This window comes from Pseudomonas sp., assembly GCF_017744435.1.
GTDB lineage: Bacteria > Pseudomonadota > Gammaproteobacteria > Pseudomonadales > Pseudomonadaceae > Aquipseudomonas.
Map to the genome: position 1 here is coordinate 1 of NZ_JAGIBG010000011.1, position 17153 is coordinate 17153.

The following is a 17153-nucleotide window of genomic DNA, read 5'->3' on the forward strand; positions in this document are numbered from 1 at the left end:
AATCAGGCTGAGCGGCAGGAACAGCTGGAGGCGCTGGTTTCACAGATCTGATTCAGCAGGCCTGGCCTCTTCGCGGGCACGCCCGCTCCCACAGATATTGCACAGTTTTCCAGTACTGTATGGTCCCTGTGGGAGCGGGCGTGCCCGCGAAGAGGCCAGGCCTGCTGAATCAGATCTGTGAAACCAGCGCCTCCAGCTGTTCCTGCCGCTCAGCCTGATTGAGCTTCGCCCCTGGGTTGAGCGTCGACCACTGCGGATGCGCCCGCGCCTTGCTCAAGGCCTCCGGCAGCTTCCCCTCACGCCAGGCCTTCTCATCCAGTTCGCCCAGCCGGATACTGTCCTGTGCCGCATGCCCGCGGCCATCCAGCGCCACCATCAACTGCTGCTGACGCAACGCCAGCAGCCGCAGCACCGTGTCATCCACCGTCAGCTCGCGCTGCCCCTTCAGCTTGCCCATCAGCCGCGACCCATAGTTGCGTGCCGTCTGCAGCGCGCCACCGGCAATTGCCCCCGCCAACGCGGCAGCGCCGAGGGTCAGGCCGCCAACCAGCAGGTCAACGCCGGCCCCGGCTGCAGCCCCGGCTGCCACGCCGCTACCCAGGCGTACACCCAGCAACTTCAGGGTCTCCGGATTGAACAAGTCATCGCCCCAGCGCCCGTCCAGCAGTGGCAAATCACCGGCGTTGGCATCTTCACGGCGGAAGGCATACAGCTTGAGCAGCGCCTCCACGCAACGCTGCTCGCGTTGGCGTACATCCTGGCGCAAGGCCTCGATGGCCCTGGCTTCAGCTGCCGGCTCGGCCTCGACGCTGCGTCGGCAGGCGGCGCAGTCGAGCAGCAGCTCGGCGATTAGCCGCTTGCCACTGTGTTGACGCGCCAGGCGCTGGGCCTGCTGGTCTTCGATCAACCGTTGCAGGGACGGTCGGGCGTCTTCCAGCAGCAGCGCCAGGCTCTCGTACAGACGGCGTTCGCCATCCTCTGGCGGGGCCACACTGTCGAACCGCACCAATGCGTGAAGCCCAAGCCGGGCAAGGGCTTCACGCCATTCCGGCTCGCGGTGCTGGCTGCTGGCGACGAAATTGAGCACCGGCAGCAGCGGCTTGCCGCAGCTGGCCAGCACTTCCAGTTCGTCGCGGTACTTGGCCAGCACCGGCTCGCGGGCGTCGATCACATACAGGCCGGCATTGCTGGCCAGCAGCTGGCGCAGCACCTTGGCTTCCTGCTCGAAGCGCTGGCGTGCCTCGCTGCCTTGCAGGAAGCGTTCGAGGCGGGCCGGGCCGTCCAGGCGTTCGCCGGGGCGCTCCAGGCGCTCGAGGTAGTCGAGCAGGGCGATGGCGTCTTCCAGGCCGGGGGTGTCGTAGAGTTCCAGCAGCGGTTCGCCGTCCACCGACAGCCGCGCGCCTTCGACATGGCGGGTGGTGCTGGGGCGGTGCGAGACCTCGCCGAAGCCGACGTCGCGGGTGAGCGTGCGCAGCAGCGACGTCTTGCCGACGTTGGTGTGGCCGACCACGGCCAGTTTCAGCGGCTCAGTCATGGCCATGCTCCAGCCAGGTCAGGGGCGATGTGTCGGCATGGGGCAGGCCGAGGCGGTCGAGGGCGTCGTGCCAGTCGCCCAGGCGTTCGGCGTCCAGAGCCTGGCCGGGGGCAGCCTGAAGCAGCCAGATGCGCGTGGCGCCGGCATTGCGTGCCAGCTCCGCGAGCAGTGCCAGGCTGCCGCGGTCGGGTGAGCGGCGTGGGTCGCAGGCGATGGCCAGGCGCGCCGGAGGGAAACGGCTGAGCTGTTCGAGCAGCTTGTTGCGTGATTCGCGGCTGTCGAGCACACCGGCGTCGGTTACCGCTTTCGGCAAGGCGGGCGGCCAGGGGCGTTGGTCGTCGAGTTCGAGGCCTACCAGCAAGGCGCCGCTGCTGCCGCTTTCCAGCTGGCCGGCCTGAAACTGCGGCAGGGCATCGGGAGCGGCGTCCTGTACGCCGATGCGTTCGCTGCGCGGCATCAATGCATCGCGCAGTTGCGCGTAGCCGGGCAGGCTGAGGTCCAGCACCAGCTGGGCATGGCCCTGGCGCCAGCGCCACAGGCACAGCCCGGCCAGCAACAGACGCGGCAGCAGGCCGTACACCAGCACCACGCCGAGCAGCCAGCTGGCCCAGGCCTGGCGGGCGGCATCCAGGGCGGGGAAGGTGTCGCCACTGGCGCGGATCATCGCTTCATCCGGCACGGCGAAACCGAGCAGCGAAGGCAGGGCGCCGAGGGCCTGGGTCAGGTGGATGAACGGGTCGGCGGCCAGCAGGGTGGTTTCCCAGACGAAGCCGTAACGGCGGGTTGCCAGCAAGGCCAGCAGCATGCTCAGGGCGGCGACCATCGCCAGCAGCCACAGGCCGTGCACCAGCACGCCGAGCAGCCAGCGATTCAGGCGTTGGCGTTGCAGCAGCACCAGCAGTGCTGGCGCCAGGTGGGTGGCCTTGGCGTCACGGGCGAAGCGCTCGCTCATCCATAACCACAGGCGACCCAGGCTGGCGCCGTGCTCGCCGCTCAAGGCAAAGCCCACGGCCCAACCCAGCAACATCAGCAGGTTCAACCCGAGCAGGCTGCCCAAGGCCCAGAACACGTTCACCGGTCGCTGCCCATCGCCCAAGGCGGCGAAGGCCAGGCCTGCGCCGCTGAACACGGCCAGCAGCATCAAGGCTAGCAGCGCCAGGCGGGCGCCCTGCTTCCAGTGGCGCAGGGCAGTGGTCATGCCGTCGCGTTCGGCGAGGAACAGCGCACGGGTTTCGATGCGTGTTGCCAGGTCACCGCCCAATTGGCGGGCGTGGCGGTTGGCCTCCTGGTCGTCCAGCAGGCCGGCGTGTTCCTCGCGCAGGCGTACCGCTTCGGTGAGCCAGCGCTTGTCCAGTGGAGTCGGTGCAGTCACAAGGTCTTCCATTGCGTGGTTCAGGGCAGAAGCATAACCCACACGCCCGGTGCTATCCTCGCTGGCATGAATACATCACTCCCCCTCAGCCTGATTGCGGCTCACGCCGAGAACCGCGTGATCGGCATCGACAACTCCATGCCCTGGCACCTGCCGGGGGACTTCAAGTACTTCAAGGCCACTACCCTGGGCAAGCCGATCATCATGGGGCGCAAGACCTGGGATTCGCTGGGTCGGCCGTTACCAGGGCGTTTGAACATTGTGGTCAGCCGGCAGGCGGGCCTGGAACTGGCCGGGGCCGAGGTGTTTGCCTCGTTGGAAGCCGCAGTGGCGCGGGCCGAGCAGTGGGCGCGTGAGCAGGGCGTTGGCGAGCTGATGCTGATTGGCGGGGCGCAGCTATATGGGCAGGCGCTGGAGAAGGGGCTGGTGAGCAGGATGTACCTGACGCGGGTGGAACTGGCGCCGGAGGGGGATGCGTGGTTCCCGGAGTTTGATGAGGGCCAGTGGAAATTGATGTCGAGCGAGGCTCAGGCTGAAGAAGGCAAGCCTGCCTATCACTTCGAGGTTTGGGACAAGGTTTGAGATTGCTGGGGCTGCTTTGCAGCCCTTCGCGGGCACGCCCGCTCCCACAGGGCCGATGTGGGAGCGGGCGTGCCCGCGAAGGGGCGCACAGCGGCCCCAATTATCGTCAGGTATGGCTCAACTCGGCATGCTCATCACCGGCCAGCACGTCCTTGTCGGTCTCTTTCAGCAGCTGGCTGGTCACCACGCCCGCAGTCATCGACCCATTCACGTTCAACGCCGTGCGGCCCATGTCGATCAGCGGCTCCACGGAAATCAGCAGCGCCACCAGCTCGACCGGCAAGCCCATGGCCGGCAGCACGATCAGCGCGGCGAAGGTCGCACCGCCACCGACGCCAGCCACACCCGCCGAACTCAGCGTCACGATCGCCACCAGGGTCGCGATCCACAGCGGGTCGAAGGTATCGATGCCCACCGCTGGCGCCACCATCACGGCCAACATGGCTGGATAGAGGCCTGCGCAGCCGTTCTGGCCAATGGTGGTACCGAACGATGCACTGAAGCTGGCAATCGACTGCGGCACGCCCAGGCGGCGGGTTTGCGCCTCGATGTTCAGCGGGATGCTGGCGGCGCTGGAGCGGCTGGTGAAGGCAAAGGTCAGCACTGGCCAGACCTTGCGGAAGAAGCGCAGCGGGCTCACACCGGTCACGGCAAGGATGATGCCGTGGACCACGAACATCAGCGCCAGGCCCAGATACGACACCACCACGAAGCTGCCGAGCTTGAGGATGTCTTCCAGGTTCGAGCTGGCCACCACCTTGGTCATCAGTGCCAGTACGCCGTAAGGGGTGAGCTTCATCACCACGCGCACCAGGCGCATCACCCAGGCCTGCAGGGTATCGATGGCCGACAGGGCGCGCGCGCCCTTCTCGGCGTCGTCCTCGATCAGCTGCAGCGCGGCCAGGCCGACGAACACGGCGAAGATCACCACGCTGATGATCGAGGTCGGCTTGGCCCGGGCCAGGTCGCCAACCGGGTTGCTCGGGATGAACGACAGTAGCAGCTGCGGGATGTTCAGGTCGGCAACCTTGCCCACGTAGTCGCTGTGGATAACCTGCATGCGCGCGCTTTCCTGGGCGCCGGCCACCAGGCCTTCGGCGCTCAGGCCGAACAGGTTGGTCAGGACAATGCCGATCAGTGCGGCAATGGCGGTGGTCAGCAGCAGGGTACCGATGCTCAGCACGCTGATGCGGCCCAGCGACGAGGCGTTGTGCAGGCGGGCCACGGCGCTGAGGATCGACGCGAAGATCAGCGGCATGACGATCATCTGCAACAGGCCGACGTAGCCGTTGCCGACCAGGTCCAGCCAGCTGATGGTGGCCTTGAGTACCGGGTGGCCGGCGCCGTAAAGGGTGTGCAGGGCCAGGCCGAACGCGACGCCTAGTGCCAGGCCCAGCAGGACCTTCTTGGCCAGGCTCCAGTCGGTGCGGCGGGTTTGCGCCAGGCCCAGCAGTAAGGCCAGGAACGCCAGCAGGTTGAGAGACAACGGCAGGTTCATTGAAGCTCCAGGAAAAAGCAGAAGAGGCATCGCCTCTGGTGAGCGATTGCGAACGGAAATGCTAACAGCCTGAAAACAAACGAATTTATACCCAAAAGTAATTTGCTTAGTCGTTTATGGAATAACAAGTTGTCGCGGATAGCAATGAACACGGCGTTTAGAGCTGCATGCAGGTCGTTGTGAGGGGCTGCAAACGGAGAGTGTTGCACTAGCGTTTCCAGGTCATTTCAGGAGATCCGCACATGAAGTTCGCTCCGAAAGCCCTCGCCCTCGGCTTGTCGCTGTTGTTCAGTGTCGAAAGCTTCGCCACCGAGCTCAAGCACTGGCCCACCGATGCAGCCAAACAGCTCGACGTCATGATTGCCGCCAATGCCCACAAAGGTAACTACGCGGTGTTCGACATGGACAACACCAGCTACCGCTACGACCTCGAAGAAGCGCTGCTGCCATTCATGGAAAACAAGGGCCTACTGACCCGCGACAAGCTCGACCCGTCGCTCAAGCTGATCCCGTTCAAGGACACGGCCGAGCACAAGGAAAGCCTGTTCAGCTACTACTACCGCCTGTGCGAGATCGACGACATGGTCTGCTATCCGTGGGTAGCCCAGGTGTTTGCCGGCTTTACCCTCAAGGAGCTCAAGGCTCAGGTCGATGAGCTGATGGCCTCGGGCAAGCCGATCCCTAGCACTTATTTCGAAGGTGACCAGGTCAAGGCCATCGAGGTGCAGCCGCCAAAGGTCTTCACCGGCCAGGCCGAGCTGTACAACAAGCTGATGGAGAATGGCATCGAGGTCTATGTGATTTCGGCGGCGTCCGAAGAGCTGGTGCGCATGGTCGCTTCCGATCCCAAGTACGGCTACAACGTCAAACCGCAGAACGTGATTGGCGTCAGCCTGTTGCTCAAGGATCGCGCCAATGGCCAGCTGACCACGGCGCGCAAGCAGATCAGCGCCGGGCAGTATGACGCCAAGGCCAATGAAGGGCTGGAGCTGACGCCTTACCTGTGGACCCCGGCCACCTGGATGGCAGGCAAGCAGGCGGCGATCCTGACCTACATCGATGAATGGAAGAAGCCAGTGCTGGTGGGGGGCGATACGCCGACCAGCGACGGCTACATGCAGTTCCATGGCGTGGATGTGAACAAGGGCGGCATCCACCTGTGGATAAACCGCAAGGCCAAGTACATGGACCAGTTGAACGGGATGATCGCGAAGAACGCGGCGGCACAGGCCAAGGAAGGGTTGCCGGTGACGGCGGACAAGAACTGGGTGATCGTGACGCCGGAGCAGATTCAGTAGTTGATGTGTCAACTGTACTGGCCTCTTCGCGGGCACGCCCGCTCCCACAGGTATTGCACAGCTTTCCAGTATTGTGCGATCCCTGTGGGAGCGGGCGTGCCCGCGAAGAGGCCGGTACAGGCAAAAAAAACCGGCGCTCAGGGCGCCGGTTTCTCTTTTACGCGGTCAGAACCTCACAGCCCTTCGAGCATCGCCTTGTTACGCACAGCACCTTTGTCGGCACTGGTCGCCAGCAGGGCGTAGGCCTTCAGAGCGGTGGTCACCTTGCGTGGGCGGACTTCAGCCGGTTTCCAGCCTTTCTTGTCCTGCTCGATACGGCGGTGAGCCAGCTCTTCGTCACTGACCAGCAGGTTGATCGAACGGTTGGGGATGTCGATCAGTACCTTGTCGCCGTCGCGCACCAGGCCGATGGCGCCGCCAGCAGCAGCTTCCGGCGAGGCGTGGCCGATCGACAGGCCCGAGGTACCGCCCGAGAAGCGGCCATCGGTGAGCAGGGCGCAGGCCTTGCCCAGGCCCTTGGACTTCAGGTACGAGGTCGGGTAGAGCATCTCTTGCATGCCCGGGCCGCCTTTCGGGCCTTCGTAACGGATGATCACGATGTCGCCGGCCTTCACTTCGTCGGCGAGGATGCCGCGCACGGCGCTGTCCTGGCTTTCGAAGATCTTTGCGGTACCTTCGAACACGTGGATCGACTCGTCGACGCCGGCGGTTTTCACCACGCAGCCATCCAGCGCGATGTTGCCGTACAGCACAGCCAGGCCGCCTTCTTGCGAGTAGGCGTGCTCGAAGCTACGGATGCAGCCGTTTTCACGGTCGTCGTCGAGGGTTTCCCAACGGGTCGACTGGCTGAACGCGGTCTGGGTCGGGATGCCGGCCGGGCCTGCCTTGAAGAAGGTGTGCACGGCTTCGTCATCGGTCTGGGTGATGTCCCACTTGGCGATGGCTTCTTCCATGCTGCGGCTGTGCACGGTCGGCAGGTCGGTGTGCAGCAGGCCGCCACGGGCCAGCGAACCGAGGATGCTGAAGATGCCGCCAGCGCGGTGCACGTCTTCCATGTGGTACTTCTGGATGTTCGGCGCCACCTTGCACAGCTGCGGCACCTTGCGCGACAGGCGATCGATGTCGCGCAGGTCGAACTCGACTTCGCCTTCCTGGGCTGCAGCGAGCAGGTGCAGGATGGTGTTGGTCGAACCGCCCATGGCGATGTCGAGCATCATGGCGTTCTCGAACGCCTTGAAGTTGGCGATGCTGCGCGGCAGCACCGACTCGTCGTTTTCCTGGTAGTAGCGCTTGCACAGCTCGACGATGGTGCGGCCGGCGGTGAGGAACAGCTGCTCGCGGTCGGCGTGGGTGGCCAGGGTCGAACCGTTGCCCGGCAGGGCGAGACCTAAGGCTTCGGTCAGGCAGTTCATCGAGTTGGCGGTGAACATGCCGGAGCACGAACCGCAGGTCGGGCAGGCGCTGCGCTCGTACTCGGCGACTTTCTCGTCACTGGCGGTGGAGTCGGCGGCGATGACCATGGCGTCGACCAGGTCCAGGCCGTGGCTGGCCAGCTTGGTCTTGCCGGCTTCCATCGGGCCGCCGGAGACGAAGATTACCGGGATGTTCAGGCGCAGGGCGGCCATCAGCATGCCGGGAGTGATCTTGTCGCAGTTGGAGATGCAGACGATGGCGTCGGCGCAGTGGGCGTTGACCATGTACTCGACGGCGTCGGCGATGATCTCGCGGCTTGGCAGCGAGTACAGCATGCCATCGTGGCCCATGGCGATACCGTCGTCGACCGCGATGGTGTTGAATTCCTTGGCCACGCCACCGGCGCGTTCGATCTCGCGGGCGACCAGCTGGCCCAGGTCCTTCAGGTGCACGTGGCCCGGCACGAACTGGGTGAACGAGTTGGCGATGGCGATGATCGGTTTCTTGAAGTCTTCGTCCTTCATCCCGGTGGCGCGCCACAGGGCGCGGGCGCCGGCCATGTTGCGGCCTTGGGTGGAAGTCTTGGAACGATAATCAGGCATGAAACACTCCTGGCGGCTTAATCAGGTCACAAAAAGGGGAGTGAGCTTCTCTTGTCCTTTGTACCGCAGGCCGGTTGCCACTGGCACGGATGGGGCCGAAGACCGCGCGGGATCGCCGCGTGCTTGGCCAGAGCTCATAAACCCGCCGGGGATGACTGGCGATGAATAGGCCGATTCTACACCGCTGGCGCGGCGAGGGAATGAAGATGTGTCTGGACGGTGGTTTGGGAGGGATTCCCGGCTGCTTGTAGGACGCTTCTGAAATGCCACCTGCGGGGCAGACCTCGCCAGTTGTGCTGGCTATCATCCGCCGCGCCGCATGTGCGGCTTCACGAGAAATCACTTCAATGGACCTTCCCAGTTTCAGTTCACTGCGAACTTGCAAATTGGCACTGAGCGCGCTGTCGGCAGGGCTTGCGAAGGCTTGAACCCCTGAGTTCGAGGCTCGCGGGTGCCTGCGTCGGCGCCTGGAGACTCGCATGTACTCTATCTGCACGAACTGCATCCGCTGCAAAGAACCACTCTCGCATCGCCAGACCAGCGAAGCGCTGGAAAAGCTTCGCCAGGAGGCAACCGAAGACTTCCACAAAGGTGCATCGATCACCAATCACGTCGGTAACCTGCGCAATGCCACTGTCGGCCTGCTGTACCGCAAGCGAGTGTTGTGGCTGGTACTGCTGGTGTTCGGCAACCTGTTTTCCGGCGCCGGTATCGCAGCTTTTGAAGAAACCATCGCCGCGCATATCGTGCTGGTGTTCTTCCTGCCTCTGTTGGTGGACAGCGGGGGGAACGCCGGGGCGCAGTCGGCCACCTTGATGGTGCGGGCGCTGGCGACAGGGGAGGTGGTCATGCGCGACTGGATTCGCATGCTGGGCCGCGAATGTGGCGTGGCGTTGGCGCTTGGCGGCACCATGGCCTTGGCGGTGGCATCGCTGGGGGCACTGCGAGGTGGTGCTGACATCGCCTTGATCGTTGCCAGCAGCATGCTGGTGATCGTGTTGATCGGCAGCCTTATCGGCATGAGCCTGCCGTTCCTGTTCACTCGCGTGAAGCTCGACCCGGCTACCGCCAGTGGCCCATTGGTGACCTCGATCGCCGATGCGGCGGGGGTACTGGTGTACTTCGGGATCGCGTCGCAGGTGCTGGAGATCTGATACCGGTCTGGGGCGCATGGCGCCCCGGACCGTGCGGATCAGCTGTTGGGCAGCAACCGGCAGGTGATGCTCTTGATGTAGCGGGTTTCGGCGATGGCCGGGTGCACCGGGTGGTCAGGGCCTTGGCCGCCGCGCTCGAGCAGCTGCAGGTTGCGGTCCAGGTGGCGAGCGCTGGTCAGCAGGATGTTGTGCAGATCGTCCTCGGGCAGGTGCATCGAGCACGAGGCGCTGACCAGGATGCCGTCCTTGCTCAGCATGCGCATGGCCTGTTCGTTCAGGCGGCGGTAGGCCGCTTCGCCGTTCTTCAGGTCTTTCTTGCGCTTGATGAAGGCGGGTGGGTCGGCAATGATCACGTCGAAGCGCTCTTCGGCGGCCTTCAGTTCACGCAGGGCCTCGAACACGTCGCCTTCGATGCAGGTCAGCTTCTCGCTGATGCCGTTCAGCGCAGCGTTACGCTCGACACCATCCAGGGCAAAGCCCGAGGCATCCACGCAGAACACTTCGCTGGCGCCGAACGCACCGGCCTGCACACCCCAGCCACCGATGTAGCTGAACAGGTCGAGCACGCGCTTGCCTTTGACATAGGGGGCCAGGCGCGCGCGGTTCATGCGGTGGTCGTAGAACCAGCCGGTCTTCTGGCCTTCGCGTACCGGAGCTTCGAACTTGACGCCGTTCTCTTCCAGCGGGACCCAGTCCGGCACTTCGCCGTAGACGGTTTCGACGTAGCGCTGCAGGCCTTCGGCGTCGCGGGCGGCGGAATCGTTCTTGAACAGGATGCCACTAGGCTTGAGCACCTGGACCAGGGCGGCGATCACGTCGTCCTTGTGTGCTTCCATGGTGGCCGAGGCCAGCTGCACCACGAGGATGTCGTAGAAACGGTCGACCACCAGGCCTGGCAACAGGTCTGAATCGCCGTACACCAGGCGGTAGCACGGCTGGTCGAAAAGCCGCTCGCGCAGGGACAGGGCGACGTTGAGGCGGTGCACCAGCAACGACTTGTCCAGCGGCAGCTTGATGTCACGCGACAGCAGGCGGGCGCAGATCAGGTTGTTCGGGCTCAGGGCGACGATGCCCAGCGGCTTGCCGTTGGCAGCTTCGAGCACTGCCTGCTGGCCGGCCTGGAAGCCTTGCAGCGGGGTCGCGGAGACGTCGACTTCGTTGCTGTAGACCCACAGGTGGCCGGCGCGCAGGCGGCGGTCGGCATTGGCTTTGAGGCGAAGGCTGGGCAGGGACATGACGTCGCTCCGGGAAAAAAGAGCGGGATTATAGCCTGTTGCCTGCCTGCGCGTCCCTTGTAGGAGCGGCCTTGTGTCGCGAAAGGGCCGCGCAGCGGACCCGGCAATTTCCGCTGCGGAGCTGAAAACCTGGGGGTGCTTCGCACCCCTTTCGCGACACAAGGCCGCTCCTACAGGGATTCACGGATTGGTCTCGATGCGCGCTAGGGGGGTAGAATCCCGTCGTCCTTCACGAGTGTGCACGCATGTCCCAAGAACTCAGCGCCGAACAGATCCAGCAAGCCTTGCAAGGCATCACCATTCCGCCGCAGCCGCAGATCATGGTCGACCTGCAGTTCGAGCAGTACATGCCTGATCCGGATCTGGAAACCATCGCCAAGCTGATTTCCCAGGACCCTGGCCTCGCGGGCGCCTTGCTCAAGCTGGTCAATTCACCGCACTTCGGCCTGTCGAACAAGATCGGCTCGATTCAGCGTGCAGTGAACCTGCTGGGCAGCCGCTCGATCATCAATCTGATCAATGCGCAGTCGATCAAGGGCGAGATGAGCGACGAGACCATCGTCACCCTCAACCGTTTCTGGGATACCGCCCAGGACGTGGCCATGACCTGTCTGACCCTGGCCAAGCGCACCGGCATCCAGGCGGCCGACGAGGCTTATACCCTCGGCCTGTTCCACGATTGCGGCGTACCGCTGATGCTCAAGCGCTTCCCCGAGTACATGCAAGTGCTCGAAGACGCCTATGCCAAGGCCGGTGAGGAAATGCGCGTGGTCGATACCGAGAACCGCGCCTTCAACACCAACCATTCCGTGGTCGGCTACTTCACGGCCAAGTCCTGGCGCCTGCCGGAGCACATCAGCGCGGCCATCGCCAACCACCACAATGCCCTGGCGATCTTCCGCGAAGACTCGTCGCGCAATACCCAGAGCCAGTTGAAGAACCTGCTGGCGGTGTTGAAGATGGCCGAGCACATCTGCGCCTCGTACCGTGTGCTGGGCAACCAGAACGTCGACCATGAGTGGAATGTGGTCGGCCCGCTGGTGCTGGACTATATCGGTTTGTCGGAGTACGACTTCGAGACCCTGAAACAGAATATTCGCGAGCTGGGCGGGCACTGATCCATGCCGGAATTACCTGAAGTCGAAACCACCCGGCGCGGGATTGCGCCCCACCTGGTAGGCCAGCGCGTCAGCCGCGTGGTGGTGCGAGACCGGCGGCTGCGCTGGCCGATCCCCGAGGACCTCGACGTGCGGCTGTCCGGGCAGCGTATCGTCAGCGTCGAGCGTCGGGCCAAGTACTTGCTGATCAATGCCGAGATCGGCACCTTGATCAGCCATCTGGGCATGTCGGGCAACCTGCGCCTGGTGGAGCTGGGCTTGCCAGCGGCCAAGCATGAACATGTCGACATCGAGCTGGAGTCGGGGCTGATGCTGCGTTACACCGACCCGCGGCGGTTCGGCGCCATGCTCTGGAGCCTCGACCCGCTCAACCACGAGTTGTTGCTGCGCCTGGGGCCGGAGCCGCTGACCGACCTGTTCGACGGCGAGCGGCTGTTCCAGCTGTCGCGTGGGCGCTCGATGGCGGTCAAGCCCTTCATCATGGACAACGCGGTGGTGGTCGGCGTGGGCAACATCTACGCGACCGAGGCGCTGTTCGCTGCCGGCATCGACCCGCGCCGCGAGGCGGGCGGGATTTCCCGGGCGCGCTACTTGAAGCTGGCGATCGAGATCAAACGGGTGCTGGCGGCGGCCATCGAGCAGGGCGGTACGACCTTGCGCGATTTCATCGGCGGTGACGGGCAGCCGGGGTACTTCCAGCAGGAATTGTTCGTCTACGGGCGGGGCGGGATGCCGTGCAAGCTGTGCGGCACGGCCTTGCGCGAGGTGAAGCTGGGGCAGCGGGCGAGCGTGTTCTGCCCGCGCTGCCAGCGCTAGCCGCCTGCGCTCAGGCCTTGCCGGTGATGCGGCGGTACTTGGCCATCAGCTCGTCCTGGGTTTCCGGGTGCGCTTCATCCAGCGGGATGCAGTCGACCGGGCAGACCTGCTGGCACTGCGGCTCGTCGTAGTGACCCACGCACTGGGTGCACAGGTTCGGGTCGATCACGTAGATCTCTTCGCCTTGGGAGATGGCCTCGTTCGGGCACTCGGGTTCGCAGACGTCGCAGTTGATGCAATCGTCGGTGATGATCAGGGACATGGGGACTCCGGCCGGGGCGCATCGCCCGGGCATGTTCAACGCTTTGGGCACAATTGTGCCGCATTCACGCCCGCAGTGCACGCGGGCGCGATGATCAGGTGCGCAAGGTTACTTCTTGAAGCGTTCGGTCAGCGCCTCGGCCACCACAGGATGGACGAACTTGCTGATATCTCCGCCCAACGCGGCTATTTCCCGCACCAGCGTCGAGGAAATGAACGAATAGCGCTCCGAAGGCGTGAGGAACAGGCTTTCGACGTCGGGCGCCAGTTGCCGGTTCATGTTTGCCAGCTGGAATTCGTATTCGAAGTCCGACACCGCGCGCAGGCCGCGCAGGAACACGTTCGCGCCCTGTTCCTTGGCGAAGTGCGCCAGTAGTGACGAGAAGCCGATGACTTCGACATTGGGCAGGTGCTTGGTGACCTCACGGGCAAGCTCGACCCGTTGTTCCAGCGGGAACAGGGGGTTTTTCTTCGGGCTGGCCGCCACCGCGATGATCACGTGGTCGAACAGGCGCGAAGCGCGCTCGACCAGGTCGCCATGGCCTTTGGTAATGGGGTCGAAAGTACCCGGGTACAACACTCGGTTCATCGCGTCATCCTGGCTGGAGTGCGTTGGGGAGTCGGATGGTAGCGCAGCGATTGCGCCCGGCCAAGTCATGCGGCCGGCTGATGGCACTATAGACAGGGCGTGTATTTGTTGTCATGCACTCTGTGCCAGGCGGGTGACCAAGGCCTCGGTCAGCCGGGCACTGATGGCGTACACCGACAACTGCGGATTGGCGCCGATGCTGGTGGGGAACAGTGAACCGTCGTGGATCGACAGGTTTTCCAGCTGGTGATGGCGGCCGAGGCTGTCGCAGACCGCCTGGCGCGGGTCGCTGCCCATTGCGCAGCCTCCCATGACATGGGCGCTGCCCAGCCGGGTGCGGAACGGTTCCAGGCGCAAGGCGTCGATCATGCGCTGAACTTCTCCCAGGTTGGAGGCGGCGCCGGCGTCGCTGTGGACCGGCGTGACCTGCGTGGCGCCTGCAGCGAACTGGATTTGCGCCATGCTGTGATAGGCGCGACGCAGGCCGTCGCGCAGGTAGTCGGTGACCGGGTAATCCAGCACGGGTGAGCCGTCACCGCGCAATTCCACCGCCCCGCCTGTACTTTCGGGGTGAAAACCGTCCCGCAACAGGGCCAGCATCACGTGAGTGTGCGGCAATTCGGCCATGCGCCGGGCATTGTCGCTGCCGTATCCACCGAGCAGGGTGCTGGCCAGGGCCGGGTGCAAGGGCGGTACTTCCAGTTTGTAGCCCACCGGCCCTTCGACGCCGTCCTGCCACTGGAAGTGATCGCTGTAGATCGACTGAGGCGCGCCGTAATACGGGTCGATACGGTCATTGAAGCGTGCCGCGCTGAAGTTCACCAGGTGCAGGAACGTCCGTTTACCCAGGCGGCCATGCGGGTCTGGAGCCTTGGAACGCAGGAGCAGGGCTGGGCTGTTGATACCACCCCCGGCAACGATGTAATGGCGGGCGCGCACGCTGATCTGCCGGCCAGTGGGGTGTACGCCTTGAGCATCCAGCGCCTGGCACTGCAGCCGGGCGATACGTTCGCCATTGTGATCGAAGCGTTCGGCGCGGGCGAGGTAGAGCAGTTCACCGCCCTTTTCGAGGGTCGCCGGGATGCGCGTGACCAGCATCGATTGCTTGGCATTCACCGGGCAGCCCATGCCGCAGTAGCCGAGGTTCCAGCAGCCACGCACGTTGCGCGGGATCACCGCCCAGCGGTAGCCAAGTTGTTCACAGCCGCGCCGCAGTACGTCGTTGTTGGCGTTCGCCGGCATCGCCCAGGGCGTGATGCCCAGATCGTGCTCGATGCGCTCGAACCAGGGTTGCATGTCTTTCTCTCCCAGGCCCGTGACGCCATGCGCTGCGGCCCAGTGCGCCAGCGTCTGCGGTGGCGTGCGAAAGCTCGAGGTCCAGTTGATCAGCGTGGTCCCGCCGACGGCGCGGCCTTGCAGGATGGTGATGGCGCCATCCTTGCTCATCCGCCCCAGGCCTTCCTGATAGAGGCTGGCGTAGGCCTCGTTTTCCAGCAGGTGGAAGTCGCTGCTGGTCTTCAACGGGCCTTCTTCGATCAGCAGCACCTTGTAGCCTGCTGCGCTGAGCATCTGCGCGCTGGTGGCACCGCCGGCTCCGCTGCCGATCACGGCAATATCGGCCTCCAGCGTCAGGTCCTGCTCCAGGCGTGAGCCGTCATGGGTGATCCAGCCGCGTTCGAGGCCTTGGCGAAACGGGTCGGTTACTGGCATTGAGGATGCTCTTGTTGTCAGATCTTGGGTGGGCCGGGGTAGCCGCACGCGGCCCAGGCTTCCGGGCGTTCGTACCAGGCCATTTGCAGCAGCTGCAGCAGCGAGGAATGGCCCATGCGCAGCAGGTTCAGCGAGCTGTCCTGCCAGCGCTGCAGAAAGGCCGTTACCTGCGCGCTGCCGGCCTGCTCCCAGGCACCCCAGACCCCGGTCAAGGGGCCGCGGGTCAGGGGCAGGCTGAGCACATCGAACAATTGCCGGGTGAGCTTGAGCATTTCCGGCGACAGCGCTGCCAGTTTGTGGTCGAGGCTGTGCAGCACCAGCTCGTCGTTGGCCGAGGTGCCGGCGAGCACCACCGGGATCAGCGCAAGCAGGGCTGGCAGGTCATCGTCACGCAGCACGTGGTAGCCGGCGGCGGGCGTTTGCGCGCTGCAACCAACCAGGCTGGCGGTGCTCAGGAAAAGGCTGGCGCCGAGGCTGAAGCGCAGCAGGTCACGGCGCTGCATCAGCGGATGAACAGCTTGTAGACCAGGCGCTGCAAGGCCTTGCCATAGGGCGGGTAGATCAGCCGCGCGGCATTCAGGCGCTGCTTGGCCAGCACCGCCTTGGCCTTGCTGAAGGTCAGGAAACCTTCATGGCCATGGTAATGGCCCATGCCAGAAGGGCCGATACCGCCGAATGGCAAGTCGTCCTGGGCCACGTGCAGCAGCGTGTCGTTCAGGCACACGCCGCCGGAGTGGCTGTGTTGCAGCACGTGTTGCTGCTCGCTGCGGTCGTAGCCGAAGTAGTACAGCGCCAAGGGGCGAGGGCGCTGATTGATGTAGGCCAGGGCCTCGTCCAGGTGATCGTAAGGCACCAGCGGCAGCAACGGACCGAAGATCTCGTCCTGCATCACCTGCATGCTGTCGTTGACCCTGGTCAGCAGGTGCGGCGGCAGGCGCCGGCCCTGGCGTATCTCGTCCGGGTACAGGTCGAGCACCTGGGCGCCCTTGCCGCGGGCATCGTCCAGCAGGTGCTGCAGGCGCTGCAACTGCCGTTGGTTGATGATGGCGCTGTAGTCGGTGTTGTCGGCGATGCGTGGGTACATGCGCTGCACGACCTTGCGATACGCATCGGCGAAGTCGTTCAGGCGCTCGCGCGGCACCAGCACATAGTCGGGTGCGACGCAGGTCTGGCCGGCGTTGAGGGTCTTGCCGAAGGCGATGCGCTCGGCGGCGGCGTCCAGTGGCACGCTGGCCGAGACGATGGCGGGCGATTTGCCGCCCAGCTCCAGAGTCACCGGGGTCAGGTTTTGCGCGGCAGCCAGCATGACCTGGCGGCCGATGCTGGTGGCGCCGGTGAACAGCAGGTGGTCGAAGGGCAGGCGGGCGAACGCCTGGCCGACTTCGACTTCGCCCAGCACCACGCTGACCAGGTCCTCGGGAAACACCCGTTGCAGCAAGGTTTTCAGTGCCTGCGCGCTGGCCGGAGTGGACTCGCTGAGCTTGAGCATGACCCGGTTGCCGGCCGCCAGGGCGCCGGTCAGCGGGCCAATGGCGAGGAACAGCGGGTAGTTCCATGGCACGATGATGCCCACCACGCCCAGTGGCTGGTACAGCACGCGAGCGCTGGCTGGCTGGAAGGCGAGGCCCACGGCGCGCCGGGCCGGGCGCATCCAGCGCTGCAGGTGGCGCTCGGCATGGCGAATGCCCTGCACCGACGGTAGCAACTCGGCCAATAGCGTTTCGTCGGCACTGCGGCCGCTGAAATCGGCATCGATTGCGTCAATCAATGCTTGCTGGTCCTTGAGCAATGCCTCGCGCAGGCTTTTCAGCCACTGCCGCCGCTGTGCCGCTGGCGGCATGGGGTTGCCGGCAAAGGCCTGGCGCTGAGCGGCGAACGTCGCTTCAAGGTCGGTGTCGGAATGCACAGGAGGCAAAGCGATGGGCGAGGTCACGGCGGTCTCTCGTCTGGGCTTGAAGTCCCTAGAGCCTA

At 64.6% G+C, this 17153-nt stretch carries 15 protein-coding genes; 5 read left to right on the top strand and 10 right to left on the bottom strand.

What is annotated here, in order from left to right; all coding sequences use genetic code 11:
- Positions 1–169 precede the first annotated feature (169 nt).
- Positions 170–1534, bottom strand: a complete 1365-nt coding sequence (locus J7573_RS09765) for a GTPase/DUF3482 domain-containing protein (protein ID WP_294333668.1) — start codon at positions 1532–1534, stop codon at positions 170–172.
- Positions 1527–2918: a DUF2868 domain-containing protein gene (locus J7573_RS09770; RefSeq protein ID WP_294333670.1), complete on the bottom strand. Its 1392-nt coding sequence runs from the start codon at positions 2916–2918 to the stop codon at positions 1527–1529. The genes J7573_RS09765 and J7573_RS09770 overlap by 8 nt, the downstream gene beginning before the upstream one ends.
- A 54-nt stretch (positions 2919–2972) precedes the next feature.
- Here J7573_RS09770 and J7573_RS09775 point away from each other — a divergent pair, with 54 nt between their 5' ends.
- A complete protein-coding gene (locus J7573_RS09775) occupies positions 2973–3488 on the top strand; it encodes a dihydrofolate reductase (RefSeq protein ID WP_294333673.1) in 516 nt (171 codons plus the stop codon).
- 106 nt (positions 3489–3594) lie between these two features.
- Here J7573_RS09775 and J7573_RS09780 read toward each other — a convergent pair whose 3' ends face one another.
- Positions 3595–4986, bottom strand: a complete 1392-nt coding sequence (locus tag J7573_RS09780) for an L-cystine transporter (protein ID WP_294333675.1) — start codon at positions 4984–4986, stop codon at positions 3595–3597.
- A gap of 242 nt (positions 4987–5228) precedes the next feature.
- Between J7573_RS09780 and J7573_RS09785 the strand changes: the two genes are divergently transcribed.
- Positions 5229–6284 carry a haloacid dehalogenase-like hydrolase gene (locus J7573_RS09785; RefSeq protein WP_294333678.1) on the top strand — a complete coding sequence of 352 codons (1056 nt, stop codon included), beginning with the start codon at positions 5229–5231 and terminating at the stop codon, positions 6282–6284.
- A 173-nt stretch (positions 6285–6457) separates the two neighbouring features.
- Here the strand turns inward: J7573_RS09785 and ilvD are convergent, their stop codons facing one another.
- Positions 6458–8299: a dihydroxy-acid dehydratase gene (ilvD, locus tag J7573_RS09790; protein ID WP_054885517.1), complete on the bottom strand. Its 1842-nt coding sequence runs from the start codon at positions 8297–8299 to the stop codon at positions 6458–6460.
- Positions 8300–8778: 479 nt separating this feature from the next.
- Between ilvD and J7573_RS09795 the strand changes: the two genes are divergently transcribed.
- On the top strand, positions 8779–9453 hold the full coding sequence (locus J7573_RS09795) for a magnesium transporter (protein ID WP_294333686.1): 675 nt from the start codon (positions 8779–8781) through the stop codon (positions 9451–9453).
- Positions 9454–9491: 38 nt separating this feature from the next.
- Here J7573_RS09795 and J7573_RS09800 read toward each other — a convergent pair whose 3' ends face one another.
- Positions 9492–10688 (bottom strand): class I SAM-dependent rRNA methyltransferase, encoded by a 1197-nt coding sequence (locus J7573_RS09800; protein WP_294333688.1) that lies wholly within the window; start codon positions 10686–10688, stop codon positions 9492–9494.
- 299 nt (positions 10689–10987) lie between these two features.
- Here J7573_RS09800 and J7573_RS09805 point away from each other — a divergent pair, with 299 nt between their 5' ends.
- A complete protein-coding gene (locus J7573_RS09805) occupies positions 10988–11806 on the top strand; it encodes an HDOD domain-containing protein (RefSeq protein ID WP_294334009.1) in 819 nt (272 codons plus the stop codon).
- A gap of 3 nt (positions 11807–11809) precedes the next feature.
- The gene (gene mutM / locus J7573_RS09810) at positions 11810–12622 is read left to right on the top strand and encodes a bifunctional DNA-formamidopyrimidine glycosylase/DNA-(apurinic or apyrimidinic site) lyase (RefSeq protein WP_294333691.1); all 813 of its coding nucleotides are present in this window, start codon (positions 11810–11812) and stop codon (positions 12620–12622) included.
- A 10-nt stretch (positions 12623–12632) separates the two neighbouring features.
- On the opposite strand, the gene J7573_RS09815 is transcribed toward mutM, so the two are convergent.
- From J7573_RS09815 to J7573_RS09835, 5 genes are all read right to left on the bottom strand, one after another.
- The gene (locus J7573_RS09815; RefSeq protein WP_254482631.1) at positions 12633–12884 is read right to left on the bottom strand and encodes a YfhL family 4Fe-4S dicluster ferredoxin; all 252 of its coding nucleotides are present in this window, start codon (positions 12882–12884) and stop codon (positions 12633–12635) included.
- 108 nt (positions 12885–12992) lie between these two features.
- Positions 12993–13472: a pantetheine-phosphate adenylyltransferase gene (gene coaD, locus J7573_RS09820; protein WP_014861498.1), complete on the bottom strand. Its 480-nt coding sequence runs from the start codon at positions 13470–13472 to the stop codon at positions 12993–12995.
- A 111-nt stretch (positions 13473–13583) separates the two neighbouring features.
- Complete coding sequence (locus J7573_RS09825) at positions 13584–15182, bottom strand: GMC family oxidoreductase (protein ID WP_294333722.1); 1599 nt, start codon at positions 15180–15182, stop codon at positions 13584–13586.
- Between the two features lie 17 nt (positions 15183–15199).
- A complete protein-coding gene (locus tag J7573_RS09830) occupies positions 15200–15685 on the bottom strand; it encodes a twin-arginine translocation pathway signal protein (protein ID WP_294333725.1) in 486 nt (161 codons plus the stop codon).
- A complete protein-coding gene (locus J7573_RS09835; RefSeq protein ID WP_294333728.1) occupies positions 15685–17115 on the bottom strand; it encodes a coniferyl aldehyde dehydrogenase in 1431 nt (476 codons plus the stop codon). Before J7573_RS09835 ends, J7573_RS09830 begins: the two co-directional genes overlap by 1 nt.
- Positions 17116–17153 lie beyond the last annotated feature (38 nt).